Genomic DNA, 23,885 nt, shown 5'->3' with positions numbered 1-23,885 from the left:
TTTCTTTCCCGCGCACGATTTCGGCAATGAACATGAATTGTCCGAATAAGGTGGCATAGAAGCCGAGCGGAATCGACGTTGATCGCCAGTCGGCATCCACGCGTTAAATGCGAGCCGTGTAGTTACGCGACTTCAGGTGAATCGGTGGAGCTTTAAGTAACAGAGCCTTTACGCTCGGTTATATGAACGATGGCATCCTGGTCGAGGCATTGCGGGCCCGCGATCCCGGCGCGCTCGCGGCTCTCTATGACACGTATGCCGAAGGGGTCTACCGCTACTGCCGCGCGACGCTGGGCAGCCCCGACGGCGCCCAGGTCGCGTTGCGCGACACCTTCGTCGCGGCCGAGGCTCTCGTGGGTTCGCTCGGCGACCCCGCGAAATTCCGGCCCTGGCTCTACGCCCTGGCTCGCGGCGAGTGCCTGCGCCGCCTGATGCCCGGGGAGCCCACGCCGGTCGGCACCGGCCCTCTTCCCGTCATGACGCCGCCGAACGGCGATCCCGGCGACGCCGATCTTCGGAACGTGGCGTGGAGCGCCGTCATGGGGCTCGACCCGCGGGATCGCGAGGTGCTGGAGCTGGCCACCCGGCACGAGCTCTCCGGAGCGGAGGTGGCGGCCGTTCTCGGCACGGGCGAGCGGTACGCCGAGGGGCTCCGCGAGGCCGCGGTCGCCCGGCTCCGCGACGCCGTCACCGCCGAGATCCTCGCCAGGCAGGAACCACGCGGCTGCCACCGCCTGGCCGGAATCCTCGCCGGCTTCGGCGGCGACCTCCCGCGTGAGATGCGTGACCGGGTGACCAGGCACCGGGCCCGTTGTGAGACGTGCTCCCGCCGAGGGATCAAGCAGATCTCGGCCGCCAAGGTCTTCGCCCTGCTGCCCGAGATCACGCTGCCGGGCGCATTGCGCGTTCGCGTGCTGAGCTGTTTCATCGATCCCGAGCTCGTGCCGTACCGCCGGTTCGTCGCGCGGAGGATCGGCCCGCTGGACATCTCCGGATTCCCCCGCTCGGGGATCAGGGGCGAGGGTCGGGTGGCCCAGGGGATCGCCGGGACGGTGGCCGCCCTCGCGGCCGTGGCCGCGGTGGTGCTGGTACTGGCGCAAGTGGTCGGCGGCCCGGAGGAGACGATCACGACCATCACCGCGCGCCGGGTGCCCGTCCCCAGCGGGACCTCGGTGGTCGCGGCGCCCCCGCCCTCGCAGAGCGCGAAGCCGGAAAGGACGCCGACCCTCATCATGCCGGTGGCGGAGGAGGCGCCGATCGACACCCTCGGGCCCCGCAAGCTCGTGGCGGCCGTCCCCGGATCGACGAACAGGCCCCAACCGACCCCCGAGCCCCTTCCAGCGCCGACATGGTCCAGGCCGCAGGGCCCGCTCCGTCCGCCCTCGTGGACGCACCGGCCGACTCCCCGGCCCTCCAGCCCCGCTTCACCGACACCCACACCGACGCCGACCCCGACGCACACACCGACTCCTGAGCCGAGCGAGCCGACCACGCCCCCCACGCCTTCCGCGCCGCCGGAGCCGCCGACGTCCCATCCCCGGCCCCCGCACGAGCATCAGCACGGCTCCGGTCATCCTCGGCCGCACCGTGAGCGGGACTGCCCGCCCTCCACTGACCCGCAACCCCGGCCGAGTCGTCCCGGGGGATCGCACCCCAGGCCGGAGCGTCGCGCCGAGCCGGAGCGCCGCGCGGAGCCGCGCCCCGAGCCGCGCCCCGAGCCGGAGCAGCCCGCTCCGCCCGCGCCCGCGCCGACTTCCTCGGTCGAGCCCACCGCGCGCCCGGAGGCGCCGGCGGAGTGACTGGCGCGACACGTCGTCGGGGTCTCCGTGTCACCCGACGGCGGGTCCGACCGAGCCCGCTTCCCCGGGGCAACGGCCGACCCTTTCCACCACATGCCGGGCGATCTACCCCATAACCAAATTACTTTCCGTGTCTTAGATGTGTACGGAGAGTAACCAGTGGGAACTGAGGGATGTGGAATTAGGGAAGGGGTAGCATGCCACTCCTCAGAGCGTCGGGCCTGGTCGCAGGCTTGGGTTCAGGTCTCGTCCTGACCCTTGGCTGCCCGGCCGCGGCGGATCCGAGACCCTCGGCACATGACGTCGCCGAGGCCCGGCAGCAGGCTCAGGACCGAGCGCATCAGCTGGGCGAGGCGGAGGCCGACCTGGCCGTCGCGCAGGCCCGGCAGGACGACCTCGCCTCCAACGCGGAGCGACTCGTCGAGGCCTACAACGGTGAGCTCGTCCGGCTCGAGAACGCGCGGACTCAGTATGAGCAGGCGTCCAGCCGCGTTCGGCAGGCCGCGGACCAGTACCAGCAGGCGCGGGCGGCCGCGGCCGCGGAGGCCGCTCGGGCCTACAGCGACCTGATCGCCTTCCGGCCGGCAGCCGCGATGTTGTCCACCTCGGGAGGCTTCGGCGCCTACCTGCAGCAGGCCAGCGTGCTCAGTCATCTCGACAGCGAGCGCGCCGCGACCCTGCAGCAGTTGCGCGACGCCCAGGAGGTCTTCGGGATTCTGCGCGACCAGGCCGCCGAGGCCTACGAGACGCAGAAGAAGACGGCAGAAGAGGTGAAGCTGGCCAGGGACGCCGCCCGCGCGTCCGTCGACCAGCAGGTCCAAGAGACAGAGAAGATCAGGCACCAGAAGACCGCGATCGCACAGCGGCTCGACGCCGCCCGGTCGCGGGTCGAGCGTCTGCGCAGCGCCCGTGCCGTGGCGCAGCGGACGAGTGTGGGGCTGCGCGCCGGCCTGGCCGTACCAGGCTGGGCGGGATCACTGGCCTCGGGCAGAGGCGGCCGTGCGGCGCAGTGGGCGCTCAAGCAACTCGGCAAGCCATACGTCTGGGCGGCTGACGGGCCCTCGAGCTTCGACTGCTCCGGCCTGACCATGCGGGCCTGGCAGCGGGCGGGCATCTCGCTCGACCACTGGACCGGAACTCAGTGGAGCTCCGGCCCGCACGTGCCGGTCAGAAATCTCCGCAGTGGCGACCTGGTGTTCTACGGGCAGCTGACCCGTTACCCGGGCACGATCCACCACGTCGGGATCTACATCGGCCGGGGGCTGATGGTCCACGCCCCCCAGACGGGGGACGTGGTCCGCATCTCGAGCATCTGGCGTCGTGACCTCGTGGGGGCGACCCGGCCGAGATAGCCCGGCGCGGCGGGGGGAGCACGACTTCAGGCGTCCGGTATTCCGGGGTCCCGATTCTTCGGCGACTCAGTGCTCCGGGCTCTGCTCCTGGTCCTGCTCCTCGTGGTGCTCTTCCGCGAGGGCCCGCTTGGTCGAGGCCACGATCTCGGCCTCGGCCTCGGTGCGGCCGACCCAGTTCGCGCCCTCGACCGACTTGCCGGGCTCCAGGTCCTTGTAGACCTCGAAGAAGTGCTGGATCTCCAAGCGGTCGAACTCGGCGACATGGTGGATGTCGCGGATGTGTTCCATGCGAGGATCCGTGGCGGGGACGCACAGAACCTTGTCGTCCCCGCCCTTCTCGTCCGTCATCCGGAACATGCCGACGGCCCGACACTTGATCAGGCACCCGGGGAAGGTCGGCTCCTGCAGCAGCACCAGGGCGTCAAGGGGGTCACCGTCCTCACCCAGGGTGTTCTCGATGAACCCGTAGTCGGCGGGGTACTGAGTCGACGTGAAGAGCATGCGGTCAAGGCGGATCCGGCCGGTCTTGTGATCGACCTCGTATTTGTTCCGTTGCCCCTTGGGAATCTCCACGACAACGTCGAACTCCACTGCGGTTCCTCCGCTCACGCCCCCGGATTCCCGGGCTGGCGTTAATGTCTCGTATGCGTTTTATGGCTGGCGCGAATTGAGGTCTCGTGGTGCGACGTGAGCGATGGGTGGCGGTGGCCACACTCGCCCTCCTGCAGGTCTTCGTCGTCGTCGCGGGCAGCTACGTGCTCTCCCATGACAGCGCCGAGAATCCGGTCTCCATCGCGTCCCCGAAACCGACCCCGACCCCTCTCGTCACCGCGGGTCCGGTTCTGGCCGCGGCGGGGGACGGGGCGCTCCCCGCCAAGGGTACTTTGAGCGCCGGCCTCGCCGAAGCGCTGGGTGACCCGGGGCTCGGCAAGAACGCCGCCGGTGTCGTGCTGGACGCGAAGACCGGCGGAATGCTCTTCGACGGCCGTGCCACGAAAGCGCTCACGCCCGCCTCGACGACCAAGGTGGTCACGGCGACGGCGGTGCTCGACTCCGTCGGGACCGACGTGCGACTGGCCACCACCGTGGTCATGGGCAAGGCCGCGAACTCGATCACGCTCGTGGGCGGAGGCGACCCCACCCTGGCAGGGCCCAAGACGGTGGCGGACGCGAAGAAGTCGAAGCAGGACCCGTATCCCAAACCCGCGTCGCTCGCCCAGCTCGCGTCACGGACGGCCAAGGCGCTCAAGGCCGCGAAGATCACATCGGTCGAGATGTCGTACGACGCGTCGCTGTTCAGCGGGCCGGTGACCGCTCCGGGCTGGAAGCCGAACTACGTGCCGGAGGGCACGGTGGCTCCGGTCGCGGCGCTGACCATCGACGAGGGCCGCTCGCTCAGCGGCCCGCGGTACTCCGACCCGCCGCTCTCCGCCGCCAAGGCCTTCGTCACGCAACTCGAAAAACACGGCATCGAGGTCGAGGGGGAGATCACCCCGGCCAAGGCCGCGCCCGGCGCCCGGGAACTGGCCAGGGTCGAGTCCGCGCCCATGTACGCCCTGGTCGAGAAGATGCTGACCGAGAGTGACAACGATCTCGCGGAGGCCCTCTCACGTCAGGTCGCCATCAAGGAGGGGTTGCCGCACACCTTCGTGGGGGAGGCCAAGGCCGTCCACCAGGTTCTGGGCCGCCTAAAGGCGGACCAGGGGGTCGAGGTCCACGACGGCAGCGGCCTGTCGACCAGGAACCGCATCACGCCGGCCGCGCTCGCACGCCTGATCGCCGTGGCGGCCTCTCCGGCGAACCCCCACCTGCACTCCCTCATCAGCGGCCTGCCCGTCGCGGGCTTCACCGGAACGCTGGACAACAGGTACGGCAGGAGCGACTCGAAGCCCGGCGCCGGATTGGTCCGCGCGAAGACGGGCACGCTCACCGGCGTGAACACGCTCGCAGGCATCACCTACACGGCCAGTGGACGATTGGTGGCCTTCGCGTTCATGGCCGACGAGGTGTCCGATCCCGGAGCGGCCGTCGCCGTCCTGGACAAGATGGCGACGATCGTCGCGCAGAGCTGATGGTGCCTGCTCACCCCACTCGCTGCCCGAGGTGCTCCTCGCGCGGCGGGAGCGAGGAGAACGTACGGTGGTGGGTATGCAGGTGATCGACTGGGATCTGGCCGTAGCGACCGGCGTGCGCCTGGTGCGCCCCGGTCCGCAGGTGACCCGAGAGGAGGCCAAGCAGGCGGTCCTCGACCTGAGGACCCTCTCGCGCGAAGCCGAAGGGCATGTGCGTGAGTTCACCGGTATCGACTCCGCGCCTCCGGAGGAGGCCACCGTCGTCGACCGGCCGGGATGGATCCGGGCCAACGTCGACGGGTTCCGGGTCGTCCTCGAACCGCTGACCGACAAGATGTCGAGCATGCCGCCGATCGTCAGCGCGGTCGGCTCGCGGATCACCGGCGTCGAGGTGGGCGCGGTTCTGGCGTTCCTGGCGTCCCGCGTGCTCGGGCAGTATGAACTGTTCCTCCCGCCGGATCCGTCGGGCAACGCGCCGACGGGCCGTCTGACCCTGGTCGCGCCCAACATCGTCCACGCGGAGCGCGAGCTCGGGGTGTCCCCGCGCGATTTCCGCCTGTGGGTCTGCCTGCACGAGGAGACGCACCGTGTCCAGTTCACCGGCGTGCCCTGGCTGAGGGAGTACGTCCGGGGCCAGATGACCGAGTTCCTGCTCGCGTCCGACATGGACCTCACGACCCTCCTGGAGCGGCTGCGCGCGGCCGGTGACGCGGTGGCCGACGCCTTCAAGGGCGGCGAGGGCAACCTCATCGAGGCCATCCAGACCCCCGAGCAGAAGGCCGTGCTCGACCGGGTCACGGCCGTGATGACCCTCGTCGAGGGGCATGGCGACTACGTCATGGACGCCGTGGGGCCGTCCGTGGTGCCGTCGGTCGCCGACATCCGGGCCAAGTTCCAGCGCCGCCGCGAGGGCGGCTCGCGGATCGACCAGCTCATCAGGCGCTTCCTGGGCATCGAGCTCAAGATGAAGCAGTACGCCGAAGGTTCGCGGTTCGTCCGCACCGTCGTCGACGAGGCCGGAATGTCCGGGTTCAATCGGGTCTGGACCTCCCCGGAGACCCTCCCCGACCGGGACGAGATCGCCGACCCCCGCGCCTGGATGAACCGAGTCCTCGGCACCCGAGCCGTAGAACCCGGCATCTAACCCCTTTCGGCGTGATCATGCACAGGTTCGGCCGCAGGCCCTCTGGCCTGCCCCGACCCCCGGCGTGATCATGCACAAGTTCGCGATCGGCCGGGGCGACCTGCGCGGATGCGTTCCGTGATCATGCACGGGTGGACACAATGGGCCTATGGGCCCACATCCCGCCGTCGCCGACGTGCGCCGTGCCGTACGGCAGTCGCTCGGGGGTCTCACGCCCGGCGGACTGGTGCTGGTCGCCTGCAGCGGCGGGGCCGACTCGCTCGCCCTCGCGGCGGCGCTGGGGTTCGCCGCGCCCCGGATGGGCCTCAAGGCCGGGCTCGTGACCGTCGACCACCGCCTGCAGGACGGGTCCGCCGCCCGCGCGCTCGATGTCGTACGGCTCGCACCTGCACTCGATCTTGAGCCCGCCGAGGTCCTGACGGTCACCGTGGGCCGGGCCGGAGGTCCCGAGGCCGCCGCCAGGGACGCCCGTTACGCCGCACTCGCGGAGGCGGCTCAGCGGCTCGAGGCCGCGGCGGTGCTCCTGGGGCACACGATGAACGATCAGGCCGAGACCGTGCTTCTGCGGCTCGCGCGCGGCAGCGGCAGCCGTTCCCTGTCCGGCATGCCCGAGGTCTCCGGCGTCTATCGCCGGCCCCTGCTCGGGCTGAGCCGTACGAGGACCAGGGACGCCTGCGCGGCTCTGGGCCTGCGGCCGTGGGAGGACCCGCACAACACCGATCCCGCCTACACCAGGGTCAGGGTCCGGCATGACGTGCTTCCGGCGCTCGAGACGGCACTGGGGCCCGGCGTGGCCGAGGCCCTCGCCCGTACGGCACGGCTCTGCCGGGACGACGCGGACGCCCTCGACGCGTGGGCCGACACGGTGTATGCGGCGTCGGCGGGCCCGGACGGGCATCTGGAGGTGTCCGCGCTGGAGGACGTGCCGGCGGCGGTGCGGCGGCGGGTGATCCGTCGGGCGGCGGTGTCGGCGGGCGCGTCCGCCTCCGCGCTGGGCGCCGTCCACATCGAAGAGGTGGAGCGCCTGGTCACCGAGTGGCGAGGTCAGAAGGCCGTTCACCTACCCGGGGGGGTGGGCGCCGTTCGGCGCTATGGGACGCTGATATTCGCCACAGACAACCTCTCGTAAGGAAAACCCCAGGTGGACGCAGCCGACATGGGTCAGGACCTCTCGAGTGTCCTCATTCCGGAAGAAGATCTCCAAACCAAGATCAAGGAGCTGGCGGGCAAGATCGACGCCGACTACGCCGGGAAGGACCTCCTGATAGTCGGCGTGCTCAAGGGCGCCGTCATGGTCATGGCCGACCTCGCACGCGCCCTCCACGTGCCCGTGCACATGGACTGGATGGCCGTGTCGTCCTATGGAGCCGGCACCAAGTCGTCCGGTGTCGTGCGGGTGCTCAAGGACCTCGACACGGACATCGCCGGGCGGCACGTCTTGGTCGTGGAGGACATCATCGACTCCGGGCTGACGCTGTCGTGGCTCATGAACAACCTGAAGTCGCGGAACCCCGCATCGGTTGAAATATGCACGCTTCTCCGCAAACCGGACGCGGTAAAAGTGCCCATCGACGTGCGGTACGTCGGTTTTGACATCCCGAACGAGTTCGTGATCGGGTTCGGCCTCGATTACGACGAGCGATACCGTAACTTGCCCTTCATCGGGACGCTCGCCCCTCATGTCTACGGCGGGGAGTAAGCCCTAAGCGAAGTGCCCTTCCAGTCCGGCGTTATTCGCTCCCAGGTAGGGGAACACGGGAACGGCTGACGTACGTTGGAAGGGCAAGCCGGAATCGCACGGGCAGTTACCGCCTGGGGCGGCCCGGTGTACCTTCGGAGATCCGTGGGGAACCAGTCGGTTACTCATGGGTAGTCAGAAGGAGCGGCAGGATGCCGCGACCCCGGGTTTCCCGGGGCCAGGCCTTGGTCAGGAAGGGACGGGCCCGCCGGGGTTCCGCAACGGATGGATCTCAAGCGATTTACACGTGGGCCACTGCTGTGGATCCTGGGCATCGTCGTGCTGCTCCTGCTTGTCACCACGATGTTCAGTGGCGGCGGCAATTACACCACCGCGGACACGTCCACGGTGGTGCAGCAGATTACGTCGGGCAACGTCAAGAACGCGACGGTGGTCGACAAGGACCAGCGCGTCGAGCTCACCCTGAACAAGCCGATCGAGGTCGCCGGTAAGTCGACCGACCGCATCCAGGCCCCGTGGGTCGAGGGCCAGGGTGTCAAGCTGACCGACGCGCTGACGGCGGCCAACCCCTCCAAGGGCTGGACGGTCGAGGTGCCCCGGGAGAACTTCCTGGTCAGCCTGCTGGTCAGCTTCCTGCCGATCATCATCATCGTCCTGATCTTCCTGTTCATCATGAACCAGATGCAGGGCGGCGGCTCCCGGGTGATGAACTTCGGGAAGTCCCGCGCGAAGCTGATCACGAAGGACACCCCCAAGACGACGTTCGCCGATGTGGCGGGCGCGGACGAGGCCATCGAGGAACTTCAGGAGATCAAGGAGTTCCTCCAGGCTCCCGCGAAGTTCCAGGCCATCGGCGCCAAGATCCCCAAGGGCGTCCTCCTCTACGGCCCCCCCGGAACCGGTAAGACGCTGCTCGCCAGGGCCGTCGCCGGTGAGGCGGGCGTCCCGTTCTACTCGATCTCCGGCTCCGACTTCGTCGAGATGTTCGTGGGTGTCGGCGCCTCCCGCGTCCGCGACCTGTTCGAGCAGGCCAAGGCGAACGCGCCGGCGATCATCTTCATCGACGAGATCGACGCCGTCGGCCGCCACCGCGGCGCCGGCCTCGGCGGCGGTCACGACGAGCGCGAGCAGACGCTGAACCAGTTGCTCGTCGAGATGGACGGATTCGACGTGAAGGGCGGTGTGATCCTCATCGCCGCCACCAACCGGCCCGACATCCTCGACCCGGCGCTGCTGCGTCCCGGCCGCTTCGACCGGCAGGTCGTGATCGACCGGCCCGACCTCGAGGGTCGCAAGGGCATCCTGCGGGTTCACGGCCGCGGCAAGCCCTTCGCCTCCGACGTCGACCTCGATGTGATCGCCCGCCGTACGCCCGGGTTCACCGGTGCCGACCTGGCCAACGTGATCAACGAGGCGGCCCTGCTGACCGCCCGCCAGGACCAGAAGCTCATCACGATGAACACCCTCGAGGAGTCCATCGACCGCGTGATGGCGGGTCCCGAGCGCAAGTCCCGGGTCATGTCGGACCAGGAGAAGAAGATCATCGCGTACCACGAGGGCGGCCACGCCCTGGTGGCCCACGCGCTGCCGAACTCCGACCCGGTTCACAAGATCACGATCCTGTCCCGCGGCCGCGCGCTCGGTTACACGATGACGCTGCCGATGGAGGACAAGTTCCTGGCGACCCGGTCCGAGATGATGGACCAGCTCGCGATGTTGCTCGGCGGTCGCACCGCGGAGGAGCTCGTCTTCCACGAGCCCACCACCGGAGCGTCCAACGACATCGAGAAGGCGACCTCGATCGCCCGCCGCATGGTCACCGAGTACGGCATGAGCGAGAAGCTCGGCGCCCGTAAGTTCGGCAGCGGCAACGGCGAGGTCTTCCTCGGCCGCGAGATGGGTCACGAGCGGGACTACTCCGAGCAGATCGCCTCCTCGATCGACGAGGAGGTCCGCCGCCTCATCGAGACGGCGCACGACCAGGCGTGGGAGATCCTCGTTCAGTACCGTGACGTGCTGGACAACCTCGTCCTGGAGCTCATGGAGAAGGAGACGATCTCCCGCGAGCAGGTCGTGCAGATCTTCTCGTCGGTGGTCACCAGGGAGAAGCGCCCCTCCTACGCCGGTTACGGCAAGCGGCTCCCGTCCGACCGTCCTCCGGTCATCACGCCGAAGGAGCGGGCGAACGGCAACGGGGCGGCGCTGCCCGCCGGCAGCCCGGCCTCCTACTCACAGGACCAGGCGACCCAGCGGGACGAGGCCTGACAGTGGTGCCACCAGTTCCGCAGTTCGACCACGGGCGGATCGAGAAGGCCGTTCGCGAGATCCTTTCGGCGATCGGCGAAGATCCGGATCGGGACGGGCTGCGGGACACCCCCGCTCGCGTGGCCCGTGCCTACGCCGAGCAGTTCGCCGGTCTCGGTCAGACGCCGGAGGACGCGCTGACCACGATGTTCGACGCCGACCACGATGAGATGGTGCTGGTGAAGGACATCGAGGTCATGTCCACCTGCGAGCATCACCTCCTCCCGTTCCACGGCGTCGCGCACATCGGCTACACGCCCAACGAGAAGGGGCAGATCACCGGCTTATCCAAGCTGGCCAGGCTGGTGGACGTGTACGCCCGCCGGCCCCAGGTCCAGGAGCGGATGACGTCGCAGATCGCCGACGCCCTGATGCGGGTGCTCGAGCCTCGCGGAGTGATCGTGGTCATCGAGGCCGAGCACATGTGCATGACGATGCGCGGCGTCCGCAAGCCGGGAGCCAAGACGATCACCTCGGCCGTCAGGGGCGACTTCCGCACGAGCGAGGCGACGCGCGCGGAGGCGATGTCCCTGATCCTCCGCGGCTGATCGCGGCGGGACCCGATTCGTTATGGCGGTGGGCGCACCCATGCGACTGATCGCGACTCGGCAGCACCTAGGCTTGGTTGCGAGCGAAACGAGTGGGCCCTCCGACGCGGGAGGCCACGGTCATTCGCCGACGAGCCGCAGGCGAGGAGGGGCAATGACCACACGACATGTGCGCGGCCTGCCCGCGCTTGGGCGCTGCCTGGTCATGGGCGTGGTCAACGTGACGCCTGACTCGTTCTCCGACGGCGGCCAGTGGTTCGACGTGGACACCGCGATCAGGCACGGCCTCGACCTTGTCAGGGAGGGTGCCGACATCGTCGACGTGGGCGGCGAGTCGACCCGCCCCGGCGCCGTCCGGGTGTCGCTCGACGAGGAGCTGCGCAGGGTCGAGCCCGTGATCCGCGCCCTCACCGAGGAGGGCGTGACGGTCAGCGTCGACACCATGCGGGCGGAGGTCGCCGAGGCGGCCGTCAAGGCCGGGGCGAAGCTGGTCAACGACGTCAGCGGTGGGCTGGCCGACCCGGTGATGCCCCGGGTGGTGGCCGCCACGGGCGTGCCGTACGTGGTGATGCACTGGCGCGGGCACAGCCGCGACATGGAGAGCCGCGCGATCTACGCCGATGTCGTGACCGAGGTGGCCGAGGAGTTGCGCAAGCGGGTCGACTCGGTGCTCGCCGAGGGGGTCCGCGAGGAGCAGATCGTCCTTGATCCTGGTCTGGGTTTCTCCAAGCAGGCCGAGCACAACTGGGCTCTGCTCGCCGGCATCGGCACACTGAACGAGCTGGGTTACCCTCTGATCATCGGCGCGTCCAGGAAACGTTTCCTCGGCCGCCTGCTCCCGGACGCCGACGGCACGCCCAGGCCGTTCAGCCGCAGTGACGACGCGACGCTCGCGGTCACCGCGCTGGCCGCCCAGGCCGGTGCCTGGTGCGTCCGGGTGCATCACGTCGCGGCCAACGCCGACGCCGTGCGCGTGGCCGCCGCGTGGACGGCGGCCAGCGATGGACATGCCGACAAAGGACGCGGATGAAGGACATCGAGGAGCTCAACGAGGCGTTCTACAACGCGATCGAGAGCGCCGACCTCGACAAGATGTCGGAAATATGGGTGGAGGACGTCGCCGACCGGGTCGCGATGTGCGTGCACCCCGGCTGGCCGATGCTCAGCGGCCGTTCCGAGGTGCTCAGGTCATGGGCGCTGATCATGGCGAACACTCCGTACATCCAGTTCGTGCTCACCGACGTCCAGACCACGGTCGTGGGCGACGTGGCCATCGTCACGTGCGCGGAGAACATCCTCACGGCGGCCGACACCGACGAGCCGGGCTTCGCGGCCGGCCGGGTCGTGGCCACCAACACCTTCCTGCGGACCCCCGCCGGCTGGCGGCTCTGGCTGCACCACGGGTCTCCCGTCCTGCAGGGTGACGACGACGACGAGGAAGAGGAGCCGTGAGCGAGCCGACCGGACGTACGGCCCGGATGGACAGCGTGCGCCTCGCCGGGCTCAGGGCGCGCGGGCGGCACGGCTGCCTGCCCGCCGAGCGCGAGCTCGGCCAGGAGTTCGTCGTCGACGTGACCCTGTTCCTCGACACCGCCCCCGCCGCCGCGTCCGACGACCTGACCAAGACCGTCGACTACGGCGCGCTGGCCCTCCAGCTCGTCCGGACGGTCGAGGGCGAGCCGGTCAACCTGATCGAGACCCTCGCGGATCGGCTGGCGTCGGACTGCCTGGCGTATGACCTGGTCGACGAGGTCGAGGTCAGCGTGCACAAGCCGGCGGCGCCCATCCCGCTGCCGTTCGACGACGTGGTGGTGACCATCAGAAGGGCTCGCGGATGAGGGTCGTCCTGTCGCTCGGCAGCAACCTCGGCCGCCGGATCGACTACCTCCAGGGTGCGCTGGACGCTCTGTTCGACGCCCCGGGGCTCACCTTCGTGGCGGTGTCGCCGGTCTACGAGACGGATCCGGTGGGCGGCCCGGAGCAGGACGCCTTCCTGAACGCCGTGGTGATCGCCGAGAGCATGCTGGCCCCTCGGGTGCTCCTCGACCGGGCGCACGACATCGAGAAGGCCTTCGGCCGCGAACGGCTCGAACGCTGGGGACCGAGGACGCTCGACGTCGACCTGATCATGGCGGGTGACGTGGTGTCCGGCGATCCCGAGCTCACCCTGCCGCACCCGCGGGCACACGAGCGGGCATTCGTGTTGATCCCCTGGGCGCAGGCCGATCCCGCGGCCGACCTTCCCGGCCTCGGGCCCGTCTCCGCGTTGCTCGCCGGCCTCGACCACAGTGGCGTACGGCTGCGCGCCGATCTCTGCCTCGAACCCCCTGCCTGACGAGGAGCCCAGCGTGAAGCCCAGCAATCCCGGCGTGCTCGTGGGCCTGGTGGTCGTGTTCGCCCTGGCCACCTGGGGAGTACTGCAAGAGCTCTACTCCCAGATTCCGACCGTCCCGTGGACGGCGATCCCGACGCTGCTGATCCTCGCGATCGGCGAGGGGTACACGGGCTGGCTGACGCGCGCCAGGATCCTCCGTAAGCCGGACACCAAGCCGGTCGAGCCGCTGGCCGTAGCCCGGCTGGCGGCGCTCGCCAAGGCGACGGCCTACGCGGGGGCGGTCTTCGGCGGGATCTTCGCCGGGTTCGTCCTGCATGTGCTGAACCTGCTCGATCTGCCGAAGCCGCGGCAGGACGCGATCGTGGCCGGCGGCTCCTTCATCGCCTGCGTGGCCCTGATCTGCGCCGCCCTGTTCCTCGAGTACTGCTGCCGGGTCCCCGGCAAGCCCGAGGACGAGGAGTAGAGCCGGCCTACTTGTCGATGTCGCCGACGACGAAGAACATCGAGCCCAGGATCGCCACCATGTCGGCGACCAGGTTGCCGGGGAGCAGTTCGCGCAGGACCTGCACGTTGTTGAAGGACGCGCTGCGGAGCTTGAGCCGCCAGGGTGTCTTCTCTCCCCGGGACACGAGGTAGTAGCCGTTGAGGCCGAGAGGGCTCTCCGTCCAGGCGTACGTGTGCCCCTCGGGGGCCTTGAGAATCTTGGGCAGTCGCTGGTTGATCGGCCCCGGCGGGAGTTGCCGTAGCCGCTCGACGCACGCGTCGGCGAGGTCGAGCGAGACCTTGACCTGCTCCAGCAGCACCTGGAACCGGGCGTTGCAGTCGCCGGCCGAGCGGGTCACGACCTTGACCGGCAGTTCGCCGTACGCCAGGTAGGGCTCGTCGCGCCGCAGGTCGAAGTCGACTCCCGAGGCCCGGGCGATCGGGCCGCTCACGCCGTACTGCATGATCGTCTCTCGGTCGAGCACGCCGACGCCCCTGGTCCTGGCCAGGAAGATCTCGTTTCCGGCGATCAGCTGCTCGATGTCGGGCAGGCGGCGGCGCACGTCGGCGACGGCCCCGGACGCGCGGTCGAGCCAGCCGTACGGAAGATCCTCCTTGAGGCCGCCCACCCTGTTGAACATGTAGTGCATGCGGCCGCCGGAGATCTCCTCCATGACGTGTTGCAGGGTCTCCCGCTCGCGGAAGGCGTAGAAGAGCGGCGTGATCGCGCCCAGCTCCAGCGGATAGGAGCCGAGGAACATGAGGTGGTTGAGCACCCGGTTGAGCTCGGCGAGCAGCGTGCGTGCCCAGATCGCCCGCTGCGGCACCTCCATGCCGAGCATGCGCTCCACCGCGATCACGACGCCGAGTTCGTTCGCGAAGGCCGACAGCCAGTCGTGCCGGTTGGCCAGCACGATGATCTGCCGATAGTCGCGCACCTCGAAGAGCTTCTCCGCGCCCCGGTGCATGTAGCCGACGATCGGCTCGGCCGACACGATCCGCTCGCCGTCCAGCGTGAGCCGCAGCCGCAACACCCCATGGGTGGACGGGTGTTGCGGGCCGATGTTGAGGACCATGTCCTCGGTGGCCAGCTCCCTCGCCTGGACGGCTTCCGCGCCCGCGCCGATCCCGACGACGCGTTCGCGGAGCCTGCCCTCGGGCTCTTCCGTCATAGGTCCCATGCTCCCACGCTCGTACGGCCTGGCGAAGAGCGTGAACCCCAGCGAAGCCGTACGAGCCGGGATATGTCAGGCCTTGGCCAGGCCCCGCAGCGCCTCGAGCAGGCGGTCGACGTGTTCCTCGGTCGAGCCGATGCCGATCGAGGCGCGCACCGCGCTCGCCGTGTCGTCGTCGCAACCGCCGTCCGCGGTGCCGAGAAGGTGCCGGACGAACGGATGGGCGCAGAACTTGCCGTCCCTGACCCCGATGCCGTGCTCGGATGACAGGAACTCGGCCACCTCCCGCGCGGAGCGGCCGTCGACCACGAAGGACACGATGCCCACCCGCGGGTGGTCCGGACCCCACAGCGAAAGCTCCCGGACGCCCTCGATCCCGGCGATCCCCGCGCGCAGACGGGTCACGAGCCGCTCCTCCTCGCGCACGAGGTCCGTCCAGCCGGTGGCGCTCAGGGTGTCGCAGGCGGCGGCGAGGGCGATCGCGCCCAGCACGTTGGGCGTCCCCGCCTCGTGCCTGGCCTCCGGGTCGTCGCTCCACTCCACGACGTCCGTGACGGACTTCACCGCGCCGCCGCCCCGCAGGTACGGCAGGGCCTGCGCGAGCCAGTCCGCGCGGCCGATCAGGGCGCCCGCGCCGAAGGGGGCGTAGAGCTTGTGACCGGAGAAGGCCACGTAGTCGAGGTCGAGCGCCGTCAGATTGAGCCGCCGATGGGGGACGAGTTGCGCGGCGTCCACCGCGATCCTGGCGCCGTGGCGGTGGGCGATGTGCGCCAGACCCGCGATCGGCCACAGCTCGCCGGTCACGTTCGACGCCGCGGTGACGACGAGCAGCGCGGGGCCGTCGATCTCCGACAGGGCCTCGTCGGCCGCCCGGATCGCCTCGCCGGGGAAGGCCGGGGGCGCCAGCCGTACGACCTGGGGCCAGGGCAGGAGCGAGGCGTGGTGCTCGGAGTCGAAGACCACGACGGTGGCGCCCTCCGGCAGGGCGCGGGCGAGCAGGTTCATCGCGTCCGTGGTGTTGCGGGTGAAGACGAGCGCGTCGTCGGGACGGGCGCCGACGAAGGCCTTCACGGTGTGCCTGGCCTGCTCGTACCTGGCGGTGGTGAGCTGCGAGGCGTAGCCGGCGCCGCGGTGGACGCTGGAGTAGGCCGGGAGGGCGGCGGCGACCGCGGCGTTCACGGCCTCCAGACAGGGCGCGCTCGCGGCGTAGTCGAGGTTCGCGTACGGCACGAGCCTGCCGCCCTTGACGGGCACCTGGAGGTCGGAGCCGAGCACGGCGGGGATGTGGGCTTCCCGGACGACCGCGGTGATGGGGGAATCAGCAGAGGCGGAACGGCTCAGAACGGACAACGTAGACAACGCCGGACTCCTTGGGGTCATGGGACCCCGGCCATGGCGTCGTACGGCGGAGCCCGCGCTTGCCCGGCACACCTCGTGCCGGACCTGGTCCTCACCCGGGGCACCCCGCCGCGGACGCGAGGGTTGCCGGCCAGCGAGCCGGGGCTTGACGCTGGCGCTCATGACCTGATGTGGACTATAACCGACAGCCCCCTGTCGTCCGCAAATCCCCAGGTGAAGCGGGCAATGGTGGCGAATGGGGCAGTGACTCGGGTGCGGTCCGCGGCCGGGATCCGTATGGTGGCTTTGTGAAGTTTGATCCTTGGAATCCCCAGTTCGTGGCTCATCCGTACGACGCCTATCGCGATCTGCGGGACAACGAGCCGGTCAGCTTCTTCGAGCCCACAGGACAGTGGCTGATCGCCCGGCACGCCGACGTCAACGCGCTCCTGCGCGACCGGCGGCTCGGCCGGTCCTACCTGCACGTGGCCTCGCACGAAGCCTTCGGACGGGAGCCGGAACCGGCCTTCCAGGAGCCGTTCTGGCGGGTGACCCGCGCCGGGATGCTCGATGTGGAGCCCCCCGTCCACACCCGGCTGCGCCGCCTGGTGTCCAAGGCATTCACTCCGCGGATGGTGGAGGCGCTGCGTCCCCGTGTGCGCCGCATCGCCACCGAGTTGGTCGAGGGTTTCGTGGAGCGCGGCGGCGGAGACCTCATCGCGGAGGTGGCCGAACCCCTCCCGGTCACCGTGATCGCCGAGATGCTCGGCGTGCCCGAGTCCGACCGGCACCTGCTCCGGCCCTGGTCGGCCGACATCTGCAAGATGTACGAGCTGAACCCGCCGATGGAGTCGCAGCAGGCTGCGGTGCGGGCGTCGCTGGAGTTCGGCGACTACCTGCGTGAGCTGGCCAGGTCGCGGAGGGACGAGCCCGGAGACGACCTGATCTCGGCGCTCGCCCAGGTCGTGGACGAAGGAGACCGGCTCACGGAGGACGAGCTCGTCGGGACGTGCGTGCTCCTGCTCAACGCCGGTCACGAGGCGACGGTCAACGTCACCGGCAACGGATGGTGGTCGTTGTTCCGCAACCCCGCCGAGCTGGACCGCCTGCGGGCCGACCCCGGCCTGCTGCCCACCGCGGTCGAGGAACTCATGCGCTACGACACCCCGCTGCAGATGTTCGAGCGCTGGGTGCTCGAGGACATCGAGGTCGGCGGCGTGGAGATCCCGAAGGGCGTCGAGGTCGCGCTGCTGTTCGGCTCGTCCAACCGGGATCCCGCCGTGTTCGACGATCCCGACCGGCTGGACGTCGGGCGGGCCGAGAACCCGCACATCTCGTTCGGCGCGGGCATCCACTTCTGCCTGGGCGCGCCGCTGGCCCGGGTGGAGCTCATCGAGTCGTTCGGCGCGCTCCTGCGGGCCGCTCCCGATCTGGCGCTCGTGGAGGAGCCGGTCTGGAAGCCGGGCTACGTCATCCGGGGCCTGGAGTCGCTGAAGGTCACCGTCTAGTTCGCGGACCTCGTGGACCGGCTCCGCCCGTGGATCGGTTCGGCCTGAGTCGTGGACTGGCTCAGCCAGCCGAACCCGCCCAGTCCGGAGGGGGTGATGAGCTCGGCCTCCTCGGACGCCAGGCTCAGTGCCCTGAGATAACCGGCCGGATCGCCGCGGGCCAGGTCGAGGGGCGGCCGCCCGCCGCGTATCCCCAGGTCGCGGAGGGCGTCCCGCTGGGTGGTCAGCGTGGTGGAGACGGCGCCCGCCCGCTCGCCCGCCGCCGCGCACGCGTCCAGGGCCACGTGCGCCGTGATGTCACAGGTCCCGTCCGGTACGGCAGGCACGATCGACCCGGCGCGGTAGCCCGTCAGCGTGCCGATGGGCGGTCGCCGGTCCCGCTGGTGGGCGTAGTCGACGGCGACCGCCGTGCCGCGCGAGAGCCGTACGAGCACGGAGGCCCAGGCCTCGTCGCGCGGGCGGCCGATCTCGGCACGGCAGCCAGGTGCGCACATCGGCCACCAGCGCTCCAGCCAGTCGAGATCGGCGGCGTCGGGCGCCGGTCCGACGCGTTCGTCGCCCGTCGCGGGATCGACCAGTACCAGCCGCGGCCCCGACGGCGTCTGCTCCGCGACGTCGAGGGGGATGTTGTCCAGCCACTCGTTGGCGACGACCAGGCCCTCCGCCGTTGCGGGCGGGGTGGAGGCCCAGGCGATCCTCTCGTCGAGACCCGGGGGGCGGGAGGACAGGTCGACGGCGGTGACGCGCAGCCGTACGGCCAGGTCCGGGGGAGCGGAGGCCAGGACCCGGGCGGCCAGCAGGCCGTCACCGCTGCCGACGTCGACGAAGTCGATCGCCGGAGGGCGCCCGAGTGCCTCGTCGACCCGGCAGGTCAACTCGAGCAGGGCCCGGGCGAAGGACGGCGAGGCGTGCACCGACGTCCGGAAGTGCTGGTCCGGGCGCTCGCGCCGGTAGAAGCCGTCGTCGCCGTACAGCGCCTCCTGAATGGCGTCGCGCCACGTGACCCACACGACACCCCACGTTATCGAGCCTCGGCCTACTGACGAAATGCGTACTCGCCGCCCGACATAGCCACATCGCAAAAGGGACAAAATTCGACCGTTGGGTCCAGGCCAGGCAGGCGGGCGGTCGCCGCTACCCTGGGCGAGGGGAGGCGTCATGGACACTAGTGACCGCCCGGGGCGGCTCGCCGTGGGAGTGCTCGGCGCGGGACGGGTCGGCTCAGTTCTGGGAGCCGCGCTCGTGCTCGCGGGCCACCGCGTGGTGGCCGCCAGCGGGGTCTCGGACGCGTCCCACAGACGGGCCACCGAGCGGCTGGCGGTCGAACTGACCCGGCCGGACGACGTAATCACCCGCTCCGATCTGGTGCTGCTCACCGTGCCGGACGACGTCCTTCCCGGTCTCGTCGCCGGGCTGGCGGCCACCGGGGCCGATCTGCGCGGCAAGCTGCTCGTGCACGCCAGCGGCGCGTACGGCCTGGACGTCCTCGGCCCGGCGACCGATCTGGGGGCGCTGCCCCTGGCCCTGCATCCCGTGATGACGTTCACCGGCAGGGACGACGACCTCGTCAGGCTGAACGGGTGCTCGTTCGGCGTCACGGCGCCCGCGATGTTGCGGCCGGTGGCCGAGGCGCTGGTGATCGAGATGGGCGGCGAGCCGGTCTGGATCGCCGACCAGGACCGGGCCCTGTACCACGCCGCCATCGCCGGGGCGGCCAACCACATGGTCACGCTGATCGCCGAGTCGCAGGAACTGCTCGGCCGGATCGGGGTCGAGCACCCCGGCCGGTTGCTCGGCCCGCTTCTCGGGGCCGCCCTGGACAACGTGCTGCGGCTCGGCATCGCCGGGCTGACCGGCCCGGTGGTGCGCGGCGACGCGGGGACCGTGCGCAAGCATGTGGACGCGCTCATTCTGGCCGCCCCCGAGGCGGCCGACGCCTACGTGGCCCTCGCCAGGCTCACCGCGGACCGGGCGCTGGCCGCCGGACTGCTGAAGCCCGAGGCCGCCGAACGCCTGTTGGACGCATTGGGAGGAAACATATGGACGTGATCGTCGCAGGCGATCGCGCGGATCTGGTCAAGGCGAAGGACATGCTCGGCGCGGGGACGCTGGCCCTGGTGCCGACCATGGGGGCGCTTCATGAGGGGCATCGGTCGCTGATACGGCTCGCCCGTGAGCATGCCGATCATGTTGCGGTCAGCATTTTCGTCAATCCACTCCAGTTCGGCCCTAACGAGGATTTTTCGCGTTATCCACGGACATTTGATGTCGATCTGGAGGTGTGCGCGAAGGAAGGCGCCGGCGTGGTCTTCGCACCCTCCGCCGAGGAGATGTACCTCCCGGACCGGCAGGTCGGCGTCTTCGCCGGGGGGATGGGCACGATCGTCGAGGGCGCCTTCCGGCCCGGCCATTTCGACGGCGTCCTGACCGTGGTCCTGAAGTTGCTGAACCTGGTCCAGCCCGACGTCGCGGTCTTCGGCCAGAAGGACGCCCAGCAACTCGCGATGATCCGCCGGATGGTGGCCGATCTCGACGTCCCCGTCGCGATCGTCGGGGCCCCCACTGTGCGCGAGCCCGACGGCCTGGCCCTGTCGAGCCGCAACCGCTACCTGTCGGTGCGGGAACGGGCGACCGCGCTGTCCCTTTCCCAGGCCCTCGCGGCGGGGGCCGCGGAGACCACACCGGTCAGGGTTCTGGCGGCCGCGAAAGCCGTACTGGAGGGCGCCACGCGCCTGGATCCGCCCCTCCTCCTGGATTACGTGGAACTGGTCGACCCCATGACGTTCCGGCCGGTGGACGACGACCACCAGGGCGAGGCCCTCCTCGTCGTGGCCGCCAAAGTCGGCACCACCCGCCTGATCGACAACACCCCCATCCTCCCCAAGTGATCACGAACCCCCTCGGCCGTGATCACGAACCCCTCGCGCGTGGCCACGCACCCCCCGGCGTGATCATGCACACCTTCGTGAATCAGCCCCCTGGCCTGCCCTTCCCTCGCGCGTGATCATGCACAGGTTCGTGGATTGGCCCACCGACCTGCGGCGTCCTTATTCGTGATCATGCACAGGTTCGGCCGCAGGCCTCTTGAGCTGGACGTTTCCGGTCCGTGATCATGCGCAAGTTCGGTACGGCATGGCCTGACCTGGGGCTTTCCGCTTGGTGATCATGCACGACCATGCCCTTTCCATACGGCGATGCGGCTCTGCCGTACGGAAAGGGCGTGAGCCAGGCCGCGATGCCGGGTGTGCCGATTGGGCGATGAATGCACCCCTGCACGCGGTCGCCCGTCAGAACAAGGGCGGGTTGCAAGTCTCTGCTCGTGCATGATCGCAAACCGTGTAGGTCCAGCTCAACGCGTACGACGTCGAACTTGTGCATGATCACGCATTGGAAACGTCCAGCTCAAGAGGCCTGCCGCCGAATCCGTGCATGATCACGAAATGGGACGCCGCAGGTCAGCCGACCAATCCACGAACCTGTGCATGATCACCCCCAGGGAAAGGGCACGTGAGAGGCCGGATTCACGAACCTGTGCATGATCACGCCCAAGGGAGGGTGGGGGTGGGGGGATACCGGGAAAAGGGGGGCGTTATCGTCATATTGACGAAAGGGGAACCCCCTCATGGTGGCGATACCGAGAAAGCTGACGGCTCCCGTTCCCGGATGGAGTGTGGACGCCGACGTCGTCGTGGTCGGGTCGGGCATCGCCGGCCTGACGGCGGCCCTGACCTACATCGAGCTCGCCCCTGAGGCGCGAGTCCTCGTCGTCACCAAGGACGTGCTGTCCGCCGGGTCCACCCGATGGGCCCAGGGCGGCATCGCGGCGGTCCTCGACCCCGAGGACACCCCCGACGAGCACCTCAACGACACCCTCATCGCGGGCGTCGGACTCTGCGACGAGGAGGCCGTGCGGATCCTGGTCACCGAGGGTCCCGACGCGCTGAAGCGGCTCATCGGGCACGGGGCCCGTTTCGACCGGGACACCGACGGCGAGCTCCAGCTCACCCGCGAGGGGGGCCATCGCCGCAACCGGATCGTCCACGCGGGCGGCGACGCCACGGGTGCCGAGGTGCAGCGTGCCCTCACCCAGGCCGTCCTGGCCGAGCCGCGCATCGAGATCATCGAGCACGCCCTCGTCCTCGACCTCCTCCAGGACGAGACAGGCCACGCGAGCGGAGTGACCCTGCACGTCATGGGAGAGGGCGCCAGGGACGGCGTGGGCGCCGCGAACGCCGGAGCCGTCGTCCTGGCCAGCGGCGGCATGGGTCAGGTCTACGCGGCCACGACCAACCCGGTCGTCTCCACGGGCGACGGCGTCGCGCTGGCCCTCCGCGCGGGAGCGGTCGTGCGGGACGTCGAGTTCGTCCAGTTCCATCCGACGGTCCTCTGGCTCGGCGAGGGCTCGACGGGCCAGCAACCCCTGGTGTCGGAGGCGGTCCGCGGTGAGGGCGCCGTTCTGGTCGACGCGAACGGCGACCGGTTCATGCAGGGCGTGCACGAGCTCGCCGACCTCGCGCCGCGCGACGTCGTGGCCAAGGCGATCACCCGGAAGATGCACGAGACCGGCGCCGACCACGTCTACCTGGACGCCCGGGACTTCGGCGAGGAGAAATGGCGGGCGAGGTTCCCGACGATCCTCGCGGTCTGCCGCGAGCACGGCATCGACCCGGTCACGCAGCCGATCCCGGTCGCGCCGGCGGCCCACTACGCCAGCGGCGGCGTCCGCACCGACCTGTACGGCAGGACCAGCGTTCCCGGCCTCTACGCCTGCGGTGAGGTGGCCTGCACGGGTGTCCACGGCGCCAACCGGCTCGCCTCCAACTCCCTGCTCGAAGGTCTCGTCTTCGCCGAGCGCATCGCCTCCGACCTGGTCGCCCGGACGAGGACACCGGAGAGGCCGGACGCGCGGCACCGGCCGGATGGCCTGGTCGACCCCCGGGTCAGGGCCCGGATCCAGAGCCACATGAGCCGGGGGGCCGGGGTGCTCCGCAGCGAGGAGAGCCTGGCCGAAGTCGCCCGAGCTCTCGAGAACGCCCGCTGGACCCCGGTCGCCGTCGAGCCATGCACCGAGTCGTGGGAGGCCACGAACCTGCTCACGGTCGCGTCCGCTCTGGTCGCGGCGGCGAAGGAGCGGGAGGAGACCCGCGGCGCCCACTGGCGTGAGGATCACCCGGAGCGCGACGACGACCGCTGGCGGCTGCACATCGACATCTCCCTTGGAACGGAAGGACTGCTCATGCGACACCAGGCCCACGACATCGACGCCGAGCTGACCGGTCTGGGCATCGAGCCCGCCCAGCTCACCCACCTGGTGTCCACGGCGCTCGACGAGGATCTCGCCGGCGGGCTGGACGTGACGTCGGCCGCCACCATCCCCACCGACCAGACCGCTATCGCCGACGTGGTCGCCCGTAAGGAGGGCGTGGTCGCCGGGTTGGCGATCGCCGAGGCCGTCTTCCGTCAGGCCGGCCCGGAGACGGTCGTCGAACGCCGCGTCAAGGACGGCGACCGGGTCGGCCCCGGGGACGTCCTCATGACCGTCCACGGCCGCACGAGGGACCTGCTCACCATGGAGCGGACCGCGCTGAACTTCCTCACGCACCTGTCGGGCGTCGCCACCGCCACCAGCCGGTGGGTGGACGCGGTCGCCGGGACGAAGGCCCGCGTACGGGACACCCGTAAGACGCTGCCGGGCCTGCGCGCATTGGAGAAGTACGCGGTGCACTGCGGCGGCGGGGTGAACCACCGGATGGGCCTCCACGACGCCGCCCTGATCAAGGACAACCACGTGGTCGCGGCGGGAGGCGTCGCCGAGGCGTTCCGTGCCGTACGGCAGGCCTTCCCCGATGTGGCGATCGAGGTCGAGGTGGACCGGATCGACCAGATCGAGCCGGTCCTGGCCGAGGGCGCCGAGGAGATCCTGCTCGACAACTTCACGGTGGAGCAGCTCGCCGAGGCCGTACGGCTGGTCGGAGGCCGGGCACGCCTCGAGTCGAGCGGCGGGCTGACCCTCGACAGCGCGCGCGCCGTGGCCGAGACCGGAGTCGACTATCTGGCGGTCGGAGCCCTCACGCATTCGGCCTCCGCACTGGACATTGGCCTGGATCTTCGTGGTGCATAATCGGGGA

At 69.9% G+C, this 23,885-nt stretch carries 21 protein-coding genes and 1 riboswitch; of the genes, 17 read left to right on the top strand and 4 right to left on the bottom strand.

Translation table 11 applies throughout. The annotated features are described in order from the left end of the window. Window positions 1-182 precede the first annotated feature (182 nt). On the top strand, window positions 183-1,799 hold the full coding sequence (locus Psi02_RS25105) for an RNA polymerase sigma factor (RefSeq protein WP_203978094.1): 1,617 nt from the start codon (window positions 183-185) through the stop codon (window positions 1,797-1,799). A 197-nt stretch (window positions 1,800-1,996) separates the two neighbouring features. Beyond that, the gene (locus Psi02_RS25100) at window positions 1,997-3,151 is read left to right on the top strand and encodes a C40 family peptidase (protein WP_203978093.1); all 1,155 of its coding nucleotides are present in this window, start codon (window positions 1,997-1,999) and stop codon (window positions 3,149-3,151) included. A gap of 66 nt (window positions 3,152-3,217) precedes the next feature. Here Psi02_RS25100 and Psi02_RS25095 read toward each other — a convergent pair whose 3' ends face one another. Continuing rightward, a complete protein-coding gene (locus Psi02_RS25095; protein WP_203978092.1) occupies window positions 3,218-3,742 on the bottom strand; it encodes an inorganic diphosphatase in 525 nt (174 codons plus the stop codon). A gap of 86 nt (window positions 3,743-3,828) precedes the next feature. On the opposite strand from Psi02_RS25095, the gene dacB reads away from it, so the two are divergent. From dacB to Psi02_RS25040, 11 genes are all read left to right on the top strand, one after another. Further along, window positions 3,829-5,223, top strand: a complete 1,395-nt coding sequence (gene dacB, locus Psi02_RS25090) for a D-alanyl-D-alanine carboxypeptidase/D-alanyl-D-alanine endopeptidase (RefSeq protein WP_239095132.1) — start codon at window positions 3,829-3,831, stop codon at window positions 5,221-5,223. 76 nt (window positions 5,224-5,299) lie between these two features. Beyond that, on the top strand, window positions 5,300-6,367 hold the full coding sequence (locus Psi02_RS25085; RefSeq protein ID WP_203978091.1) for an Rv3626c family coenzyme F420 biosynthesis-associated protein: 1,068 nt from the start codon (window positions 5,300-5,302) through the stop codon (window positions 6,365-6,367). A 148-nt stretch (window positions 6,368-6,515) separates the two neighbouring features. Further along, complete coding sequence (tilS, locus tag Psi02_RS25080) at window positions 6,516-7,496, top strand: tRNA lysidine(34) synthetase TilS (RefSeq protein WP_203978090.1); 981 nt, start codon at window positions 6,516-6,518, stop codon at window positions 7,494-7,496. Window positions 7,497-7,508: 12 nt separating this feature from the next. Next, window positions 7,509-8,066 (top strand): hypoxanthine phosphoribosyltransferase, encoded by a 558-nt coding sequence (gene hpt, locus Psi02_RS25075; RefSeq protein ID WP_239095131.1) that lies wholly within the window; start codon window positions 7,509-7,511, stop codon window positions 8,064-8,066. A 264-nt stretch (window positions 8,067-8,330) separates the two neighbouring features. Continuing rightward, window positions 8,331-10,331 carry an ATP-dependent zinc metalloprotease FtsH gene (gene ftsH / locus Psi02_RS25070; RefSeq protein ID WP_203978089.1) on the top strand — a complete coding sequence of 667 codons (2,001 nt, stop codon included), beginning with the start codon at window positions 8,331-8,333 and terminating at the stop codon, window positions 10,329-10,331. A gap of 2 nt (window positions 10,332-10,333) precedes the next feature. Continuing rightward, window positions 10,334-10,918 carry a GTP cyclohydrolase I FolE gene (gene folE, locus Psi02_RS25065; RefSeq protein WP_239095130.1) on the top strand — a complete coding sequence of 195 codons (585 nt, stop codon included), beginning with the start codon at window positions 10,334-10,336 and terminating at the stop codon, window positions 10,916-10,918. A 154-nt stretch (window positions 10,919-11,072) separates the two neighbouring features. Then, complete coding sequence (folP, locus tag Psi02_RS25060) at window positions 11,073-11,948, top strand: dihydropteroate synthase (protein WP_203978088.1); 876 nt, start codon at window positions 11,073-11,075, stop codon at window positions 11,946-11,948. Then, on the top strand, window positions 11,945-12,370 hold the full coding sequence (locus tag Psi02_RS25055) for a nuclear transport factor 2 family protein (protein WP_203955131.1): 426 nt from the start codon (window positions 11,945-11,947) through the stop codon (window positions 12,368-12,370). Before folP ends, Psi02_RS25055 begins: the two co-directional genes overlap by 4 nt. A gap of 26 nt (window positions 12,371-12,396) precedes the next feature. Continuing rightward, window positions 12,397-12,756, top strand: coding sequence for a dihydroneopterin aldolase (folB, locus tag Psi02_RS25050; protein WP_203978133.1), 360 nt, complete (start codon window positions 12,397-12,399; stop codon window positions 12,754-12,756). Continuing rightward, window positions 12,753-13,253 carry a 2-amino-4-hydroxy-6-hydroxymethyldihydropteridine diphosphokinase gene (gene folK, locus Psi02_RS25045; protein WP_203978087.1) on the top strand — a complete coding sequence of 167 codons (501 nt, stop codon included), beginning with the start codon at window positions 12,753-12,755 and terminating at the stop codon, window positions 13,251-13,253. The genes folB and folK overlap by 4 nt, the downstream gene beginning before the upstream one ends. Before the next feature lie 13 nt (window positions 13,254-13,266). Beyond that, a complete protein-coding gene (locus Psi02_RS25040) occupies window positions 13,267-13,716 on the top strand; it encodes a DUF3180 domain-containing protein (protein ID WP_203978086.1) in 450 nt (149 codons plus the stop codon). A 7-nt stretch (window positions 13,717-13,723) separates the two neighbouring features. Here the strand turns inward: Psi02_RS25040 and Psi02_RS25035 are convergent, their stop codons facing one another. Both Psi02_RS25035 and Psi02_RS25030 read right to left on the bottom strand, forming a co-directional pair. Beyond that, the gene (locus Psi02_RS25035; protein ID WP_203978085.1) at window positions 13,724-14,908 is read right to left on the bottom strand and encodes an NADH-quinone oxidoreductase subunit D; all 1,185 of its coding nucleotides are present in this window, start codon (window positions 14,906-14,908) and stop codon (window positions 13,724-13,726) included. A gap of 75 nt (window positions 14,909-14,983) precedes the next feature. Then, window positions 14,984-16,291 carry an aminotransferase class V-fold PLP-dependent enzyme gene (locus Psi02_RS25030; RefSeq protein ID WP_203978084.1) on the bottom strand — a complete coding sequence of 436 codons (1,308 nt, stop codon included), beginning with the start codon at window positions 16,289-16,291 and terminating at the stop codon, window positions 14,984-14,986. 29 nt (window positions 16,292-16,320) lie between these two features. Then, window positions 16,321-16,436: riboswitch (SAM riboswitch) on the bottom strand. A gap of 121 nt (window positions 16,437-16,557) precedes the next feature. Between Psi02_RS25030 and Psi02_RS25025 the strand changes: the two genes are divergently transcribed. After that, on the top strand, window positions 16,558-17,757 hold the full coding sequence (locus Psi02_RS25025) for a cytochrome P450 (RefSeq protein ID WP_203978083.1): 1,200 nt from the start codon (window positions 16,558-16,560) through the stop codon (window positions 17,755-17,757). Here Psi02_RS25025 and Psi02_RS25020 read toward each other — a convergent pair. Further along, window positions 17,754-18,767 (bottom strand): SAM-dependent methyltransferase, encoded by a 1,014-nt coding sequence (locus Psi02_RS25020; protein WP_239095129.1) that lies wholly within the window; start codon window positions 18,765-18,767, stop codon window positions 17,754-17,756. The two genes, Psi02_RS25025 and Psi02_RS25020, sit on opposite strands and share 4 nt — an antisense overlap. 148 nt (window positions 18,768-18,915) lie before the next feature. Between Psi02_RS25020 and Psi02_RS25015 the strand changes: the two genes are divergently transcribed. The 3 genes from Psi02_RS25015 (at window position 18,916) to Psi02_RS25005 (ending at window position 23,878) form a co-directional block, all read left to right on the top strand. Then, entirely contained in the window at window positions 18,916-19,806 is an 891-nt protein-coding gene (locus Psi02_RS25015; RefSeq protein WP_203978081.1) for a Rossmann-like and DUF2520 domain-containing protein, read from the top strand. A gap of 41 nt (window positions 19,807-19,847) precedes the next feature. Then, the gene (panC, locus tag Psi02_RS25010; RefSeq protein ID WP_239095137.1) at window positions 19,848-20,645 is read left to right on the top strand and encodes a pantoate--beta-alanine ligase; all 798 of its coding nucleotides are present in this window, start codon (window positions 19,848-19,850) and stop codon (window positions 20,643-20,645) included. 734 nt (window positions 20,646-21,379) lie between these two features. After that, complete coding sequence (locus Psi02_RS25005; protein ID WP_203978079.1) at window positions 21,380-23,878, top strand: L-aspartate oxidase; 2,499 nt, start codon at window positions 21,380-21,382, stop codon at window positions 23,876-23,878. Window positions 23,879-23,885: the final 7 nt, after the last annotated feature.

Source organism: Planotetraspora silvatica (assembly GCF_016863315.1).
In the GTDB taxonomy this organism is placed as follows: domain Bacteria; phylum Actinomycetota; class Actinomycetes; order Streptosporangiales; family Streptosporangiaceae; genus Planotetraspora; species Planotetraspora silvatica.
The sequence above is the reverse complement of the archived record's forward strand: the minus strand, read 5'-3'. Positions and strand labels throughout refer to the sequence as shown.